The sequence below is a fragment of the Nesterenkonia sp. AN1 genome, assembly GCF_000582475.1.
GTDB classification, from domain to species: domain Bacteria; phylum Actinomycetota; class Actinomycetes; order Actinomycetales; family Micrococcaceae; genus Nesterenkonia; species Nesterenkonia aurantiaca.
The window spans coordinates 22,082-38,904 of record NZ_JEMO01000025.1; the positions used below are offsets into that span (position 1 = coordinate 22,082).

The window sequence follows — 16,823 nt, forward strand, 5'->3', positions numbered from 1 at the left end:
TCGTGCCAGCAGCACCTTTCTATACGTCTCCGAGATTCAGGCGTATCAATGAGGTATGAAGGCACTCCTTGCGGGCCTCAGACGCTATCCGATGGTCCTGGCGACCCTTGCCGTCGGTTTGCTCGGCGGTGCCTTGGAGCTGAGTGCTCAGGGACCTGCGGCTCGCTGGCTGATCTCCGGATTCGCCGTGGTCATCGCGCTGCTGCAGGTCCGTCGAATGGTCAAGGACCTGCGCGCCGGAACCTACGGCATCGACCTGCTCGCGGTCACCGCCATCGGCTCCACCGTAGCGGTGGGGGAGTATTGGGCCGCACTGGTGGTCTGCCTGATGCTCTCCGGCGGCGAGGCGCTCGAGGACTACGCCGCCGGCCGTGCCCGCCGGGAGCTGACCGGCCTGCTGGAGAACGCCCCGCACACCGCGCACCGGCTGGGCCCGGAGAGCGGCCCCGACAGCGGCCCCACAGATATCCCGGTGGAAGCGGTCCGGGTCGGTGACCGGCTGCTGGTGCGGCCCTTCGAGGTGGTGCCGGTGGACGGCGTGCTCACCTCTGCCGCCGCCACCTTCGATGAGTCCTCACTCACCGGGGAATCGCTGCCCGTGGAACGTGTCCGCGGCGAGGACCTGCTCTCCGGAGTCGTCAACGGCGGTGAAGCCATCGAGGTGCGCGCCACCGCCGGCGCCTCGGAGTCCCAGTACCAGCGGATCATCGCGCTGGTCCGAGAGGCCCAGGAATCCAAGGCCCCCTTCGTCCGGCTCGCCGACCGGGTCGCGGTGCCCTTCACCCTCGGCGCGCTGGGACTGGCCGCCGGGGCCTGGGCGCTCTCCGGGGACCCCGCACGCGCAGCCGAGGTGCTCGTCGTCGCGACGCCCTGCCCGCTGATCATCGCGGCGCCGGTGGCGTTCATGGCGGGCATGTCCCGTGCGGCCAGCAACGGGATCATCGTCAAGAGCAGCGGCACGCTGGAACAGCTGGCTCGGGTGAGGACCGCCGCCTTCGACAAGACCGGCACCCTGACCCACGGCAGGCCAGAGGTGACCCAGGTCCACGCGCTCGGCCTCGCCCCAGAGCTGATGCTCGCGCTCGCCGCGGGAGTCGAGCAGTACTCCTCGCATCCACTGGCCGCCGCCGTGGTCGCCGCCGCCCGCGCCGGCGGAGCAGGCGTGCCGCCCGCGGAGGAGGTCACCGAAGTCCCGGCCAACGGGGTGCGTGGGACGGTGGAGGGTCGCGTCGTGCTGGTCGGCAGCGTCCGGTTCATCGCCCGGGAGACCGGCTCGACCCCGGACACCCCGCCGGTGGGGCACAGCGGGGTCCACGTGGCCGTGGACGGCCGCTACGCGGGCTATATCGCCCTGGCCGACGAGCTGCGCCTGGAGACCCGGGCCACGATGTCCTCGCTGCACCGGGCGGGGGTGAACACCACGATGATGCTCACCGGCGACGGAGAGCACGTGGCCCGCCATATTGCGCAGCAGGCCGGCATCGACGACGTGCGCGCCGACCTGCTGCCCGAGGACAAGGTCACCGCGGTGCAGGCCGCGCAGCCGCGGCCCGTGATGATGGTGGGCGACGGGGTCAACGATGCGCCGGTGCTTGCGGTCGCCGACGTCGGGGTGGCGATGGGGGCGCGCGGCTCCAGCGCCGCCAGCGAGTCCGCCGACGTCGTCATCACGGTCGATGACCTCGGCCGCAGTGCACGCGCGGTGCACATCGGTCGGCGCACCATGCGGGTCGCCTGGCAGGCGATCTGGATCGGCGTGGGCATGTCCGTGGTGCTGATGCTCATCGCCGCGGCCGGCCTGCTCCCGGCCATCGTCGGTGCCTGGCTGCAGGAGGTGGTCGACCTCGCCTGCATCCTGTGGGCGCTGCTGGCGATGCGCCCGAGCCGGTCGGAGCGGACCGAATCCACCCGGATGGCGCGGGAGCTGGCGGCCGCTGGCACGGCGCCGGGGGACCCCGCGGCGGCGCTGCGGTGAGCGGTGCCCGGGGCAGTGATGACGCCGTTCGAAAGAATCTTTGAGAATCTGCGTGCCGCGAGGCGCTCACCGCCACCACCAGTCAGCTCCTCGGCGCCGGGGACGCCGAGGACGCCGAGGCCACCGTGGTCGACATCGTCACCCAGGGATCCGAGGTGCTGATCTTCATCGACATGTACACCGACGGCTCACGCCCCGCAGGAGACATCGTTGAGGACGTCTACGACCGGGTGCACAGCCTGGTCGCCGCCGAACAGCGAGACTCCACGACCTTGAAGATACGGATTCTCGGGATCACCCGGGATCACCCGGGATCACCAGCGATCACCGAGCGCAGGCAGCCCGCTTGCGGCTCAGCGGAGCCCGTTCTCGCTGAGCCAGTCCTCCGCGATGCCCCGAATGTTCTCACCGTCGGTGGCGCGCTGATTCATGGTCATGAGGTCATCGGTGCTCAGCTCGGCCGAGACGGCGTCCAGCGCCTCTGCGACCTCTTCCGTGGCGGCCCCCTCCGAGAGGATCGGCAGAATGTTCTCCGCGGCGAAGAGCGACTGGTCATCTTCGAGGACCACGAGCCCGTTCTCCTCGACCTGGGGATCGGTGCTGAAGAGGTTGGCCACGTCGATCTGCCCGCTGGTGACCGCGGTCAGCGTCAGCGGTCCGCCCGCGTCGAGGACCTGGAAGTCCTGGAACTCGAGTCCGTAGACGTCCTGAAGCCCGACCACGCCGTTGTACCGGTCGATCCACTCGGGCGGTCCGCCCAGGACGAGCTCCTCAGCGTGCGGCTCGAGGTCCGAGAAGGTCTCCAGCTCGTACTCCTCGGCGGTCTCCTGCGTGACCGCAAGGACGTTGCGGTTCTGCGCCTCGGCGGCGTCGAGGCCTGCCAGTCCGCGCTCCGGGAGCAGCTCCTGGAGCGCGGTGAGCACGTCCTCGGTCTCGGTGGCCTCGGACTCGGCGTCGAGGTGCATCATCAGCGCCCCGGCGTAGTCCGGGACCAGATCGATGGAGCCATCCTGGACCGCCTCGATATAGACCTCGCGGCTGCCGATGTTGAAGTTCTCGGACACCTCGATCCCGGCGTCCTGCAGCGCGAGCGAGTAGATGTTCGCGATCAGCTGGCTCTCCGGGAAGTCCGCCGAACCGATGGTGACGGCGCCCGGTTCGGAGGCGTCACCGCCAGCGGCGTCGTCGTTCTCCAGGGGATCTCCGCCACAGGCGGAGAGGGTCAGCAGGCCGGCTGCGGCCACAGCGGCGGAGGTCAGGGTCAGTCGTCTCAAGGGTTCTCCTGTGCGGGTGCGGATGTCGTTGTCTGGGGTGCTCTGGTGTGTGGGTGTGTGGATGCGTGTGTGTGGAAGCCTCGGTGTCGGGGCTGGCCCTCAGGTCGCCGGCGCGGCGCCCGCGGTGACCTTCAGGCGCCGCTCGGAGCGGCGCAGCCCCGGAGAGATCGTCAGGCGCCCGGCGAGCAGGAACCCCAGCTCCAGGACCAGCGCGACGACGGCGACCAGTGCGGCGCCGGCCGCCATCTGGCCGAAGTCGTTGTTCGCCCGCCCATCGATGATGTACCGGCCCAGCCCGTTGAGTGAGACATAGGCGGCCACGGTGGCGGTGGAGACGATCTGAAGCATGGCGCCGCGGACGCCCGAGATCATGAGCGGCAGCGCGCAGGGAAGCTGGACCCGGGTCAGGACCTGCATCGGGGTGTAGCCGAGCCCGGTGGCGGCGTCCACGGCGCTGCGGTCTGCGGTCTGGATCCCGGTGGAGGTCCCGGTGAGGATCGAGGGGATGGCCAGCAGCACCAGGACCAGGATGGCCGGCGCGGTGAACACCAGCGAGCTGCTGAACAGCGGGGCGGCGAGCATCACCACGACGATCAGCAGACCCAGGGTCGGGAGCGCGCGCAGCGCATTCGCCATCCCCGCCACGACGGCCTCGCCGCGTCCGGTGTGCCCCACGTAGATCCCCAGCGGGACGGCGATCGCGAGCGCGAGGCCGAGTGCGATGAGCGAGTAGAGCAGGTGATATCCGATCCGGACCGGGATCCCGGTGCTCCCGCTCCAGTTCCCCGGATCCGCGAAGAATTCGATGAGTCCGCTCATGACAGGACCCCCTTGCCGGATCCCTCGGAGGGTGATGGCCGGCTCGGGCCTGTGGTGGCGCCCGCGCTGGCGGGCCGGGTCTTGGTGGCGCTGGCGGACCGGGCCGTGACGGACCGGGCTGCGGCTGGCCGCCAGGGGGTCAGCATCCGGGAGAGCCCGAGGATGAGCAGGTCCAGGACCACGGCGATCAGCAGGCACAGGATGATGCCGGTGACGATCGGGGTCATCAGGCCCAGCGAGTAGCCCTGGGTGAAGAGCGAGCCGAGCTGCTGGACGCCGATGATCGCGGCCATGGTGACGATGCTGATGTTCGAGACCACGGCCACCCGCAGCCCGGCCAGGATCACCGGCACCGCGACCGGAAGCTGCACCCGGGTGAAGCGTTGGAAGGCGCGATACCCCATCGCCTCAGCGGCCTCCACCGTCTCGCGGGGCACTGCGGCGAGGCCGTCGGCGACCACCCGGACCATCAGGGCCAGGGTGTAGATGGTCAGCGCGATGACCACGTTGATCGGGTCCAGGATCTGGGTGCCGATCACTCCGGGCAGCAGGACGAAGAAGGCCAGGGAGGGGATGGTGTAGAACAGCCCCGAGGTGCCGACGATCAGCCCGTAGAGTCGCGGAACCTGGTGGGCCCACCAGCCCAGCGGCAGTGCCAGGGCCAGTCCCACCACGGTGGGGATCAGCGTGAGCCAGAGGTGCGCGAGCGTCAGCTCCAGGATCCAGGAGAGGTTGGAGCTGAGCCAGGTCAGGTTCACGACGCGGCCCGGGTGGCGGCTGCGGCACCCTTGGCGCGGCGGATGGCTGCGACTACGTCGTCGGTGCTGACCACCCCGAGCAGGGCGCCCTCGGCGTCGGTGACGATCCCGTCCCGTTGGGGCTTGAGAGGGCGGCGTCGAGGAAATCGCGCAGCGGTGCGCCGAGCGAGGCGGTGGAACCGGCGTGGTTGATGGCGGAGTCCTGCAGTGCGGCGCCCACCTGGTCACGGTGCGCCCAGCCGATGGGACGACGCTGGGCGTCGACGGCGACGAGCCACCCGTCCGGGCGGAAGCGCAGCGCCTCGGCAGCTTCGCCGAGCACCGCAGACGCCGTCTGCAGGATCGGGGTGTGTTCATCTGCCCCGGTGAAGCCGAGCGAACGGTACCCGCGTGAGCGGCCCACGAAGTTCGCGACGAAGGCGTCGGCCGGATCCCGGAGCAGCACCTCCGGTGACGCGACCTGGGCGAGGTGACCGCCCTGGCGCAGCACCGCGATCTGATCGCCGAGGATGAGCGCCTCATCGATGTCGTGGGTGACCAGGACGATGGTCTTGCCGATGCGCTCCTGGAGCCGGAGGAACTCCTGCTGCAGCTGGGCCCGGACGATCGGGTCCACCGCGCTGAAGGGTTCATCCATCAACAGGAACGGCGGGTCGGTGGCCAGGGCCCGGGCCACTCCCACGCGCTGCTGCTGGCCGCCGGAGAGCTGCCAGGGATACCTCTGCGCCAGCGACTCATCCAGTCCCACCAGCTCAAGCAGCTCCATGGCCCGTTCTCGTGCCGGGGACTTCTTGGTCCCTAGCAGCCGGGGGAGTGCACCGACGTTGTCGACCACGGTGCGGTGCGGGAAGAGCCCGGCGTTCTGGATGACGTAGCCGATCCGACGGCGCAGCTCGACCTTGTCGATGCCGGAGGTGTCTTCGCCGTCCATGGTGATGCTGCCCGAGGTGGGATCGATCAACCGGTTGATCATCCGCATCGAGGTGGTCTTCCCGCAGCCGCTGGGCCCGACCAGCACGGTGATCTCGCCCTGCGGAGCCTCGAGGCTCAGGCTGTCGACGGCCACGGTGCCGTCCGGGTAGGTTTTCGACACCTGGTCGAAGACGATCATCCGGGTTCTCCTTGTCTCCTCCGAGCCCATGGGACACCGGACGATCGTTCCTGACCTGCGATGAGACACCCCTGGGTTCCGGGGTGGGGGCCTCGCTCAGCGGTCGCAGCGTCGAGGCGAGGTGGGCTCAGGAGCCGTAGCGATTGGTCAGCAGCACGCCGCCGCCGTCGACGCCCTTGGCGCCCTGCACGAAGTCCAGGCCGGCGTCGGCCACTCGGGACTCCTCGGGACGGTAGGCGCTGACCTCGCCCATCACCCAGGCGGTCTGGCCCGAGGCGGTGAGGTGAGCCACGGCGTCCTCGGCCCTCTCGGCGGAGACCACCGCGACCATGCCCACACCGAGGTTCAGCGTGCGCTCCAGATCGGCCTGTGGGACCGAGCCCAGCCGGGCGATCAGCGAGAACACCGCGGGCCAGGACCAGGTCGAACGGTCCACGGTGGCCATCAGCCCCGCGGGCAGCACGCGCGCCAGGTTGGCCGCGAGGCCACCGCCGGTGACGTGGCTGAACCCGCGCACCGGAGCCTCGGGGGAGATCTCACCCTCGGTCGGGTCGCCGTTGAGCGCGGTGACCAGGTCCAGGCAGGGCGTGGTGTAGAGCCGGGTGGGTTCCAGCAGCTCCTGGCCCAGCGTGCGGCCGAACTCCTCGACCTCGCGCTCGTAGCCCCAGCCTGCGGAGGAGACCACGCGGCGGACCAGCGAGTAGCCGTTGGAGTGGATGCCGGAGGAGGCCATGCCGATGATCACGTCTCCGGCGCGGACCCGCTCCGGGCCCAGCACGGCGGAGGCGTCCACGACGCCGGTGGCCGCGCCCGCGACGTCGTACTCATCTTCGGCCAGCAGTCCGGGGTGCTCGGCGGTCTCCCCGCCGATCAGCGCGGTGCCGGTCTCGGCGGCGGCCTTGGCGATCCCGGAGACCACCGCGGCGATCCGGGCGGGCTCCACCTTGCCGGTGGCGATGTAGTCGGTCATGAACAGCGGCTTCGCGCCCATCACCACGATGTCATCGACCACCATGCCGACCAGGTCGAAGCCGATGGTGTCGTGGATGTCCATCGCCTGGGCGATGGCCACCTTGGTGCCGACCCCGTCGGTGGAGGTGGCCAGCAGCGGCCGGGGCAGCCGCTTGAGCTCGGAGGCGTCGTAGAGCCCGGCGAAGCCGCCCACACCGCCGAGCACCGCCGGGGTGTGAGTGGCCTCGATATGGGCCTTCATCAGCTCCACGGCGCGGTCACCGGCCTCGACGTCGACTCCGGCGGAGGCATAGGTGATCGGAGCGCCGGAGCTGGTCTCGGCGCTGGTGTTCTCAGAAGTCACTTCTTGGCCTCCGCGAGGGGGATTTCGTCGATTTCGAATTCGGCATCGGGTCCTGGGTCGCAGCCGCCGCCAGGGTTCTGCGAGGAATCGGCCGGCTGCTCCAGCAGCATCTTCCCCCGGCGGCTCTCCGGCGGAAGCTTGATCGGGTAGACCCCGGAGAAGCAGGCGGTGCACAGGGTGGAGCGGGGCTGCTGGGTGGCGGCGATCATCCCGTCCTCGGAGATGTAGGCCAGCGAGTCGGCCCCCACCGCCTGGGTGATCTCGTCCATGGTGGCGCCGTTGGCGATCAGCTCGGCCCTGGAGGCGAAGTCGATCCCGTAGAAGCAGGGCCATTTCACCGGTGGGGAGGAGATCTTCACATGGATCTCGGCGGCGCCGGCCTCCTTGAGCATCCGCACGATCGCACGCTGGGTGTTGCCGCGCACGATCGAGTCATCCACGACCACCACGCGCTTGCCGCGGACCACATGGTCCTGGACGTTGAGCTTGAGCCGGATCCCGAGCTGGCGCAGGGTCTGCGAGGGCTCGATGAAGGTCCGACCGACATAGGCGTTCTTGATGAACCCCTGCGCGAACGGGAGCCCGGAGGCCTCGGCGTAGCCCACCGCCGCCGGGGTTCCGGATTCGGGGACCGGGATCACGATGTCGGCGTCGTGGGTGTCCTCGCGGGCCAGCTGGCGGCCCATCTCGACCCGGGACTCATAGACCGAGCGGCCATTGATGTTGGCATCCGGGCGGGCCAGGTAGACGTATTCGAAGACGCAGCGCGAAGGGTTGGCGGCGGCGAAGCGGTGGGAGCGCACGCCGTCGGAGTCGATGGCGATCAGCTCGCCGGGCTCGATCTCGCGGATCACCGAGGCGCCCACGGTGGCCAGCGCCGACTGCTCCGAGGCGACCACCCAGCCGCTGGCGAGGCGTCCCAGCACCAGCGGGCGCACGCCGTGCGGATCCCGGGCGGCGTAGAGCGTGTTCTCGTTCATGAACACCAGGCAGAATGCGCCCTCCAGGGTGGGCAGCAGCGCCATCGCCTGAGCTTCGAGGCTGTCTCCGGGCTGTTCCTTCAGCAGCGCGGTCACCAGCGCGGTGTCGGTGGTGTTGCCCTGGTTGAGTTCGCCGAAGTCGGCACGTCCGTGGCGTTCGATGATCCGGTCGCGCAGATCTGCGGAGTTCGTCAGGTTGCCGTTGTGGCCCAGGGCCACGGTGCCGTGCGGGGTGTCCCCGAGGGTGGGCTGGGCGTTGGACCACTGGCTGGCCCCGGTGGTGGAGTAGCGGCAGTGCCCGACGGCGATGTGCCCGGTCAGCGAGTTCAGCGTGGACTCGTCGAAGACCTGGGAGACCAGGCCGAGGTCCTTGTAGACCCGGATGCTCTTGCCGTCGGAGGCGGCGATCCCGGCAGACTCCTGGCCGCGGTGCTGCAGCGCGTAGAGCCCGTAGTAGGCCAGTTTGGAGACTTCCTCTCCGGGTGCCCAGACGCCGAAGACACCGCATTCGTCCTGCGGCAGCGGGTCCTCGTCGAGGAGATTGAAGTTCAGCCGACCATCATTCCGGGTCATGCGCAGGAGTCCTCTCTGCAGAGTCGAGCTTCTGCAGGTCATAAGTGCGGGTGCGCTTCCGAGAGCGCCAGTCGATGAACAGCCAGGTCACAGCGCCCAGGGCGAGGCCAGGCATCGCGAAGGCGACGGTGAGATAGCCCAGCGAACCGCCGAGCGAATAGTCATCAGCCGGTCCGGTGACCAGCACGACGACGACGGCGGCCAGCACGGCCGCGAACACACCTGCGATGAGGAAGGGGCTCAGTCTGGGGGTGGGACGAACGGTCACCTGCCGAGGCTCCGACTCGCCGGACTGCTCGCGTGAAGACATATCCCCCATGCTACCGGCCCAGCCTGGGTGCCTGGCACCTGCGAACTGGTGCTCGGGTTGATCGGCCGCAGCGGCGGGGCCGGGGAGGGTTCACCGGTGGCGCGGCAGCAGGGGCAGCAGCGCCGAGAGGTCCGCGCGGGTGCCGGAGGCGGAGATCCGCCCGGCGGCACTGGCGCTCGCCCAGCCGGTGGCCCCGGTGGCGAGCTCCAGCCAGTCCTGCGGGGCGAGTTCGACCACGTTGGGCGGGGTACCCCGGGAGTGGTTGGGCCCCTCGATGCACTGGGTCACCCCGAAGGGCGGGACCCGGACCTCCACGGAGTTCCCCGGGGCCAGCTCGGCAAGCTCCTCGAGGCAGTACCGCACGGCAGCGGCCACGGTCCTGCGGTCGGAGTCTCCTGACTCCCACGCGCGGACCGCGGCCCTGCCGTCCTCGGCGCTGATGCGACGTCGTGGCATGCTCAGCGGCTCATCATCCGGCGATCTTGACCAGACGCCGGTTGACGAACTCCGCCATGCCGTAGGGGCCGAGCTCGCGGCCCACGCCGGAGCGCTTCACACCGCCGAAGGGCAGCTCGGCGGAGGTGCCGGCGGGCTCGTTGACGAAGATCATGCCGGTGTGGATCTGCTCGCCCACCCGCTGGGCGTGGGCGACGTCGGTGGCGAACACCGAGGCTGAAAGGCCGTACTGGGTGTCGTTGGCCAGTGTCACAGCCTCTTCCTCGTCGGCGACCTTGTAGACCATGGCCACCGGTCCGAAGAGCTCTTCGCCGTAGGCGCGCATCTCTGGGGTGATCCCGGTCAGCAGGGTGGGCTGGTACCAGGCGCCCCCACGCTGGTCGAAGTCTCCGCCCAGGTGCAGGGTGGCGCCCTTCTCCACGGCGTCCTGGACCTGCTCGTGGAGATCCTCGGCGGCCTGCACCGAGGACATCGGGCCGATGAACGCCTCCTCGGAGAGCGGATCGAGCAGCTCGATCTTCGAGAGCGCCTGCTGGAACTGCTCGAGGAACTCGTCGTAGAACTCCGCCGGGACGATGACACGCTTGGCGGCGTTGCAGGCCTGCCCGGCGTTGGCCATCCGGCCCTGGACCGCGCCCTTGACCGCCTGGGGCAGGATCTCGCGATCCAGCACCAGCAGCGGGTCGTTGCCGCCGAGCTCCAGGACGACCTTCTTCAGGTGCTCCCCGGCGGTGGCGGCGACCTTGGTGCCGGCGCGCTCGGAGCCGGTCAGCGAGATGCCCGCGACGCGGGGGTCCGGGATCACGATGTCGGCGATCTGCCCGCTGGAGGCATACACGTTGGTGTAGGCGTGCTCCGGGAAGCCGGCGTCCCGGAAGATCTGCTCCATCGCCGCGGCGGACTCGGGGCACTGTGAGGCGTGCTTGAGCATGATCGTGTTGCCGATCATCAGGTTCGGCACCGCGAAGCGGGCCACCTGGTAGTACGGGAAGTTCCACGGCATGATGCCCAGAAGCACGCCGAATGGGCGGCTCTGCATCACGGCGCTGCCGTCCGGGGCGTCGGTGATCGGTTCATCGGCGAGGAACTCGGCGCCGTGGTCGGCGTAGTAGTGGAAGATCGAGATCACGATGTCGAGCTCGGAGCGGGCCTGCTTCATCGGCTTGCCCATCTCGCGGGTGATGATCGTGGCCAGCTCGTCCTTGCGCTCCTGGTAGATCGCGGCCGCGCGGCGCAGCAGCTCGGCGCGCTCGGAGAGCTCGGTCTTCGACCAGCTGGTGAAGGTCTCGGCGGCGTGATCGAGCGTCTCGCGGAGCTGATCGTCGGTGAGGGTGGCGAACTCCGCCTCGACCTCACCGGTGGCTGGGTTGGTGACTTTGTAGTCGGCCATGGGAATCTGTGCCTCGCTTTTCAGTGGTCGATAGGTGACCTGTCCGCCGACGCGGCGGACTTCATCGACGGTATGGCTCCGCGCGGTGCGGCACAAGCCGATCGGGCGCTGAGCGGGGGTAGTTCACCACTGCGCGAAACCGGAACGATCTGAGGAATAAAAACAGCGTGCAGCACACCTGTTCCGGGAGGTCTCGCCGGGAGCCCTTGCCGCAGCGGCGGCGGGGCCTGGAACCGGGGTTCAGAGGCGTTCGAGCAGCGCCGGGGCCAGCCGGATGCTGCCCACCTGCTCCGCGCCGAGGCCACCGGTGATCGGCTTGACGATCTTGCGCAGCACCGGTCCCAGGGCGTCGAGCTCGATCACGCCGCGGGCCGCGAGCATGCTCAGTGCCACCAGGTTCGTGGCGCGGGAGGACCCGTCGAGGACCTTGACCGCGACGGCGGTGCCGTCCGGCGCCCCGACCACCAGGACGCCCTCGGCGCCGAGCTTCGCGGTCAGGCCCAGCTCCTCGAGCACCAGGGTGTTGGCCTCGCCGCGACCATGCACCGCCCACGGGTAGTCCAGCATCGCCTGGTTCACCGTGAACGCGTGGACCTCGGCGTCGCGGCGCGAGGTGGCGGCGGCGAGCTTGGAGAAGCCGCGGGCCAGCCCGGTCAGCGAGAGCGCCGGGGCGGGCGCGCCGCAGCCGTCGACCCCGACCACGGTGGGGGTCTCGCCGCAGTACTCGGTGATCACGTCCATGATCACCCGCTGCAGCGGGTGGGAGCGCTCGAGGTAGGTGTTGAGCCGCCAGCCGTTGGTGCGGGTCGCGGCCAGGAACGCTGCATGCTTGCCGGAGCAGTTGAAGGCCAGCGGGGTCTCGGTCTTGCCGGCCTCCAGGTGCACCCGCAGGTCCTGGTGCCGGGCGGGCCAGGCCGCCGGGCACTTCAGCGCCGAGGCGTCGAGGCCCTCGGCGGCGAGGACGCTCGCGGCGAGCTCCTGATGCTTGCGCGAGCCCACATGGGACCCGCAGGCCAGGGCCACCGCCTCCGGGGAGATCAGCGCGCCGGACCGCAGCGAGGCGATGGCCTGGAACGGCTTCAGCGTGGAGCGCGGGAACATCAGCCGCTCAGGAGCGCCGATGGACTCCAGCACCACCCCGTCGGGACCCACCAGCACCGCGGAGCCGATATGTCGGGATTCCACGACGCCGGCGCGGGTCACCACGGCGAGTTCGGCGGACTCCGCGACCGAGGCCGGCTCCAGGCCCGGCTGCTCGAAGGTTCCGGCATCGGATCCGGCGGAGGTCCCGACGGAGGCTCCCGCGGAGGCTCCGGAGGAGGACGGCACCGAGGGTGCAACGGGTGAGCGGCGCGCATCATTCATGGCCTCAGTCTACGGAGTGCGGGCCCCACGCTGCCGGAGCGGACCTGCGTCCGTGTGCCGTTCGATAGGCTGAGCGACGTGAAGGTACTTGTAGTCGGCCCCGGAGGCCGCGAGCACGCCATCGTCCGAGCACTGCTGCGCGATGAAGCAGTCACCACCGTGGAGGCCGCGCCGGGCAATGCCGGCATCGCGGCGCAGGTCCGCTGCCACAGCATCGATGCCCAGGACGGGGCCGCGGTGGCCGCGCTCGCCGTCTCCGGAGGCTTCGATCTGGTGGTCATCGGTCCCGAGGCGCCGCTGGCCGCCGGGGTGGCCGACGCCGTCCGGGCCGCCGGGATCCCGGCCTTCGGGCCCTCCGCCGCCGCCGCGCGGCTGGAGGCCTCCAAGGCCTTCGCCAAGGAGATCATGGCCGCCGCCGAGGTGCCCACCGCCGGAGCGGTGCATGTCACCGACCTCGCCGCCGCGGCCTCCGCGGTGGACCGGTTCGGCGCGCCCTATGTCATCAAGGACGACGGCCTCGCCGCCGGCAAGGGTGTGGTGGTCACCGAGGACCGCGCCGAGGCGCTGGCCCATGCCGAGGCCTGCTTCGCCGCCGGGGGCTCCGTGGTGATCGAGGAGTTCCTCGACGGCCCCGAGGTCTCGCTCTTCGTGCTCTCCGACGGGGTGAACCTGGTGCCGCTGTCCCCGGCGCAGGACTTCAAACGGATCTTCAACGACGACGCCGGCCCCAACACCGGCGGCATGGGCGCCTACACCCCGCTGGACTGGTTGGAGGGCTACACCGAGACCGACGCCGCCGGCGTGCAGCGCGACTTCGTGCAGATCGTGGTCGACACCGTCGCCGCTCCGACCCTGGCCGAGATGTCCCGCCGCGGAACCCCCTTCGTCGGGGTGCTCTACTGCGGGCTCGCCGTCACCTCCCGCGGCGTGCGCGTCATCGAGTTCAACGCCCGCTTCGGCGATCCGGAGACCCAGGCGGTGCTCGAGCGTCTCGCCACCCCGCTGGGTCAGCTGCTGCTGGACTGCTCCACCGGCTCGCTCGGCTCCGCCCGCTCCCTGGACTGGGCGCAGGGCTACGCCGCCGACGTCGTGCTGGCCGCTGCGGGCTACCCGGAGGCCCCGCGCAAGGGTGACCTGATCAGCGGCACCGCGGAGGCCGAGAGCCTCGAGGGTGTGGCCGTGCTGCACGCCGGCACCGCCGCCGACGAGCAGGGCCGGCTGACCACGGCCGGCGGGCGAGTGCTCGCCGTCGTCGGGACCGGGGCGTCGCTGGCCGAGGCCGTGGACCGCGCCTATGCCGGCGTGCAGAAGATCAGCTGGACGGGCGCGCAGCACCGCACCGACATCGCCGCGAAGGCGCTCGCCGGAGAGATCAAGCTCGGCGGGGGACCTCGCGGGTCAGCGGAAGGCGAACCAGCGCGCCCCGCCGAGACCGGGTCCACTGACGCCGGGTCCGTGGCCGCGTCTGAGCAGGAGCTCCCCGGCTGGGTGCACCTGTCCTCCGGGAAGGTCCGCGACCTCTACCGGCCCGCCCCCGGATCGGCCTGGGCCGGACAGGACGTGGTCCTGATGGTCGCCAGCGACCGGATCAGCGCCTATGACCACGTGCTCTCCACGCCCATCCCGGACAAGGGCATCATCCTGACTCAGCTGAGCCTGTGGTGGTTCGACCAGCTCGAGGCGGCAGGGATCTCCCACCACGTGGTCTCGGTGGAGGTTCCCGAGGCCGTGGCCGGACGCGCCATGATCTGCCGAGACCTGCAGATGATCCCGGCCGAATGCATCGCCCGCGGCTACCTCACCGGGTCCGGGCTCGCCGAGTACCGGCAGAACGGCACCGTGACCGGACTTCTGCTGCCGGAGGGCCTCACCGACGGCTCGCAGCTGCCGGAGCCGATCTTCACCCCCTCCTCGAAGGCCGCCCAGGGTGACCACGACGAGAACATCAGCTTCGAGACGCTCACCGAGAACGTCGGAGTCCCGGTGGCGGGGCAGCTGCGCGAGGCGACGCTGCGAATCTACGTCCTGGCCGAGGAGATCTGCCGCGAGGCCGGGGTGATCCTGGCCGACACCAAGCTCGAATTCGGCTTCGACCCGGGCGGGGCGCTCACCGTGGCCGATGAGGTGCTCACCCCGGACTCCTCACGCTTCTGGCCCGCGGAGAGCTGGGAGCCCGGCGCGGCGCAGCCCTCCTTCGACAAGCAGTTCGTCCGGGACTGGCTGACCTCGGACGAGTCCGGGTGGGACCGGAGCTCGAACCAGGCCCCGCCGGCGCTGCCGCAGCGGGTCACCGACGCCACCCGTCAGCGCTACCTGGACGCCTACCAGCGGATCACCGGGACCGAACTGATCTTCTGACCCGCGGAGCCGCGTTCAGCGGTCGGTGCACTGCCCGGTGGAGACCGTCTCGGAGTAGCGGTCCGGGTCGGTCAGCACCGGCCCGGCCTGGTCTGCGGTGATCGCGAAGCCGACGTTGCTGCCCTCCACGGCGCGGGCGAAGACGACCCCGGCCACATCCCCGGACTGATCGATCAGCGGTCCGCCGGAGTTGCCCTGCCGGACATCGGCGCTGAGCTGGAAGATCTCCAGGGTGCTCGGGGAGCTGCCGTAGATGTTGTTGACCTGCGAGACGTCGCGCGCCTGGACCACCGCGCTGCCTGCGGAGAACGGGCCCCCGGCCGGGTAGCCCATCACGTAGCCGGAGTCCCCGACGTCGAGGCCCTGGCTGATCTGAAGCGGCGCCACATCCAGCCCTTCCACGGCGATCAGAGCCAAGTCGGAGGCCGGATCGAAGTGCACGGCGCGACCGCTGAGCACCTCACCGTCGGGCATCTCCACAGCGGGCTCGGCCACCCCGGCGATGACATGAGCGTTGGTCACCACACGGGTGGGGGAGACCGCGAAGCCCGACCCTGACTGGGACTGTCCACACTGTTCGGCGACTCCGGTGATCCGACCCACCGAGGCGGCGGAGGCGAGGCCGGCGTCGTTGAGATCCTGGTCCTCGGGCAGCTCCGCAGGTTCAGGCACCAGCTGAGCGATCTCCGGGATGTCAGAGTCCAGCACCGCGGTGCGGACCTGGGCGAACCAGGACTCTGCCTGGTCAGGGACTGCGGAGTCGATGGTGCTCAGCACGGTGGACTGCTTCATCGCCTGGTTCACCGCGGGGAAGCCCATGGCGGAGATGGAGAAGGACAGCAGCGCGATGACGAACACGGCGACCACCACGTTGACCAGCCCGCCGACGAGCGAGCTGATTCCGCGCACGGCGCGGGAGTTGAACATCCGCTGGACCTCGGCCCCGGCTGCTGAGCCGAGCCCGTGGCCGGCGGTCACCAGCACGATGACGGAGGCGAGCACGGCGATCACCCGCCAGAGCGGATCAGGGACCCAGGACGCGACCAGCGGGACTGCGAAGAAGGCCGCGGTGGCGCCGACCAGGAAGCCGAAGACCCCGCCCAGGGTGGCCCAGACGCCCTTGCGCAGGCCTGCCAGGAGGAAACCGAGCAGCACCACCACCAAGATCACGTCGAGTAGGGTGATTCCCATCGGTGGCGGACTCCTTATGGTTCAGGTGGCTCTGGCTCTTGCCCGGGATCGCGGCGAGGAAATGCGGCTCGGGGCGGCGGTTCGGGACTGCTGCGCCGGGGCCGCTGCGTCGAGCCTCGGGCCGCACGGATCGGTCCCCAAAGAATGACATAGAATCCTTGGCTGCTTGCTGAACGTTTCCGCACGTCGAGGCGAACTGGTAACTTCTAAGCAACGAGACTCTGTTATCTCACACATCCAGGAAGAACGGATCGCCCATGGACCTTGAAGTACTGCGCCGCGCACCGCTGTTCGCCACGCTCGACGACGACGTCTTCAGCGCCCTCATCAAAGAGCTCAATGAGGTCGACCTCTCCCGCGGGTCATCGGTCTTCCACGAGGGTGACCAGGGTGATCAGCTCTACTTCATCATCTCCGGGAAGATCAAGCTGGGACGCACCACACCGGATGGCCGGGAGAACCTGCTGGCCGTGCTCGGCCCGGGTGAGATCTTCGGTGAGATGGCGCTGTTCAACCCCGCGCCCCGCACCGCCACAGCCACCGCGGTGTCCGAGACTCGGCTCGCCGGGCTGCGCCACGACAGCCTGCGCAACGTGATCACCACCAACCCCGAGGTCTCGGTCCAGCTGCTGCAGGCCCTGGCCAAGCGACTGACCCGGACCAACGAGTCCCTCGCGGACCTCGTCTTCTCGGATGTGCCCGGCCGTGTGGCCAAGGCGCTGCTGGACCTGGCCGACCGCTTCGGGCGTCCGGCTCCGGACGGCGTGCTGGTGGCCCACGAGCTCACCCAGGAGGAGCTGGCCCAGCTGGTCGGAGCCTCCCGCGAGACCGTGAACAAGGCCCTGGCCGAGTTCGTCCAGCGCGGCTGGCTGCGCCTGGAGGCGCGCGCCGTGGTGATCCTGGACATTCAGCGGATCCGCCAGCGCTCGCGCTGAGCTGAGCCCGCTG

14 protein-coding genes are annotated in these 16,823 nt (G+C 70.0%); 3 read left to right on the top strand and 11 right to left on the bottom strand.

Annotated elements, in window-relative coordinates:
- The first annotated feature begins 91 nt into the window (after window positions 1–91).
- A complete protein-coding gene (locus tag BG28_RS12895; protein ID WP_235181112.1) occupies window positions 92–1,975 on the top strand; it encodes a heavy metal translocating P-type ATPase in 1,884 nt (627 codons plus the stop codon).
- Window positions 1,976–2,328: 353 nt separating this feature from the next.
- Here BG28_RS12895 and BG28_RS12900 read toward each other — a convergent pair whose 3' ends face one another.
- From BG28_RS12900 to BG28_RS12945, 10 genes are all read right to left on the bottom strand, one after another.
- Complete coding sequence (locus tag BG28_RS12900) at window positions 2,329–3,249, bottom strand: ABC transporter substrate-binding protein (protein ID WP_036477652.1); 921 nt, start codon at window positions 3,247–3,249, stop codon at window positions 2,329–2,331.
- 99 nt (window positions 3,250–3,348) lie between these two features.
- Window positions 3,349–4,068: an ABC transporter permease gene (locus tag BG28_RS12905; RefSeq protein WP_036477656.1), complete on the bottom strand. Its 720-nt coding sequence runs from the start codon at window positions 4,066–4,068 to the stop codon at window positions 3,349–3,351.
- Window positions 4,065–4,826 carry an ABC transporter permease gene (locus BG28_RS12910; protein WP_369797257.1) on the bottom strand — a complete coding sequence of 254 codons (762 nt, stop codon included), beginning with the start codon at window positions 4,824–4,826 and terminating at the stop codon, window positions 4,065–4,067. Before BG28_RS12910 ends, BG28_RS12905 begins: the two co-directional genes overlap by 4 nt.
- Window positions 4,827–4,878: 52 nt before the next feature.
- Window positions 4,879–5,937 carry an ABC transporter ATP-binding protein gene (locus BG28_RS12915; protein WP_369797258.1) on the bottom strand — a complete coding sequence of 353 codons (1,059 nt, stop codon included), beginning with the start codon at window positions 5,935–5,937 and terminating at the stop codon, window positions 4,879–4,881.
- Window positions 5,938–6,064: 127 nt separating this feature from the next.
- On the bottom strand, window positions 6,065–7,252 hold the full coding sequence (purM, locus tag BG28_RS12920; protein ID WP_036477663.1) for a phosphoribosylformylglycinamidine cyclo-ligase: 1,188 nt from the start codon (window positions 7,250–7,252) through the stop codon (window positions 6,065–6,067).
- Window positions 7,249–8,805 (bottom strand): amidophosphoribosyltransferase, encoded by a 1,557-nt coding sequence (purF, locus tag BG28_RS12925; protein WP_036477665.1) that lies wholly within the window; start codon window positions 8,803–8,805, stop codon window positions 7,249–7,251. The genes purM and purF overlap by 4 nt, the downstream gene beginning before the upstream one ends.
- Window positions 8,792–9,115, bottom strand: coding sequence for a hypothetical protein (locus BG28_RS12930; protein WP_036477668.1), 324 nt, complete (start codon window positions 9,113–9,115; stop codon window positions 8,792–8,794). The genes purF and BG28_RS12930 overlap by 14 nt, the downstream gene beginning before the upstream one ends.
- A gap of 90 nt (window positions 9,116–9,205) precedes the next feature.
- Window positions 9,206–9,571 carry a sterol carrier family protein gene (locus BG28_RS12935; protein ID WP_200869345.1) on the bottom strand — a complete coding sequence of 122 codons (366 nt, stop codon included), beginning with the start codon at window positions 9,569–9,571 and terminating at the stop codon, window positions 9,206–9,208.
- A 13-nt stretch (window positions 9,572–9,584) separates the two neighbouring features.
- Window positions 9,585–10,961, bottom strand: a complete 1,377-nt coding sequence (locus BG28_RS12940; protein WP_036477673.1) for an NAD-dependent succinate-semialdehyde dehydrogenase — start codon at window positions 10,959–10,961, stop codon at window positions 9,585–9,587.
- Between the two features lie 240 nt (window positions 10,962–11,201).
- Window positions 11,202–12,326, bottom strand: coding sequence for an asparaginase (locus BG28_RS12945; protein WP_084479735.1), 1,125 nt, complete (start codon window positions 12,324–12,326; stop codon window positions 11,202–11,204).
- Window positions 12,327–12,404: 78 nt separating this feature from the next.
- On the opposite strand from BG28_RS12945, the gene purD reads away from it, so the two are divergent.
- Entirely contained in the window at window positions 12,405–14,684 is a 2,280-nt protein-coding gene (purD, locus tag BG28_RS12950; RefSeq protein WP_036477675.1) for a phosphoribosylamine--glycine ligase, read from the top strand.
- 15 nt (window positions 14,685–14,699) lie between these two features.
- On the opposite strand, the gene BG28_RS12955 is transcribed toward purD, so the two are convergent.
- Window positions 14,700–15,875 (bottom strand): MarP family serine protease, encoded by a 1,176-nt coding sequence (locus BG28_RS12955; protein WP_036477678.1) that lies wholly within the window; start codon window positions 15,873–15,875, stop codon window positions 14,700–14,702.
- Between the two features lie 257 nt (window positions 15,876–16,132).
- Here BG28_RS12955 and BG28_RS12960 point away from each other — a divergent pair, with 257 nt between their 5' ends.
- Window positions 16,133–16,810, top strand: a complete 678-nt coding sequence (locus tag BG28_RS12960; protein WP_036477681.1) for a Crp/Fnr family transcriptional regulator — start codon at window positions 16,133–16,135, stop codon at window positions 16,808–16,810.
- The last annotated feature ends 13 nt before the right edge of the window (window positions 16,811–16,823 follow it).

Bases quoted from the DNA above. Each gene is read 5' to 3' on its own strand.
- BG28_RS12895 (WP_235181112.1), top strand. From the start codon at position 92: ATGGTCCTGGCGACCCTTGCCGTCGGTTTGCTCGGCGGTGCCTTGGAG.
- BG28_RS12905 (WP_036477656.1), bottom strand. From the start codon at position 4,068: ATGAGCGGACTCATCGAATTCTTCGCGGATCCGGGGAACTGGAGCGGG.
- BG28_RS12915 (WP_369797258.1), bottom strand. From the start codon at position 5,937: ATGATCGTCTTCGACCAGGTGTCGAAAACCTACCCGGACGGCACCGTG.
- purF (WP_036477665.1), bottom strand. From the start codon at position 8,805: ATGACCCGGAATGATGGTCGGCTGAACTTCAATCTCCTCGACGAGGAC.
- BG28_RS12930 (WP_036477668.1), bottom strand. From the start codon at position 9,115: ATGTCTTCACGCGAGCAGTCCGGCGAGTCGGAGCCTCGGCAGGTGACC.
- BG28_RS12935 (WP_200869345.1), bottom strand. From the start codon at position 9,571: ATGCCACGACGTCGCATCAGCGCCGAGGACGGCAGGGCCGCGGTCCGC.
- BG28_RS12940 (WP_036477673.1), bottom strand. From the start codon at position 10,961: ATGGCCGACTACAAAGTCACCAACCCAGCCACCGGTGAGGTCGAGGCG.
- BG28_RS12945 (WP_084479735.1), bottom strand. From the start codon at position 12,326: ATGAATGATGCGCGCCGCTCACCCGTTGCACCCTCGGTGCCGTCCTCC.
- BG28_RS12955 (WP_036477678.1), bottom strand. From the start codon at position 15,875: ATGGGAATCACCCTACTCGACGTGATCTTGGTGGTGGTGCTGCTCGGT.
- BG28_RS12960 (WP_036477681.1), top strand. From the start codon at position 16,133: ATGGACCTTGAAGTACTGCGCCGCGCACCGCTGTTCGCCACGCTCGAC.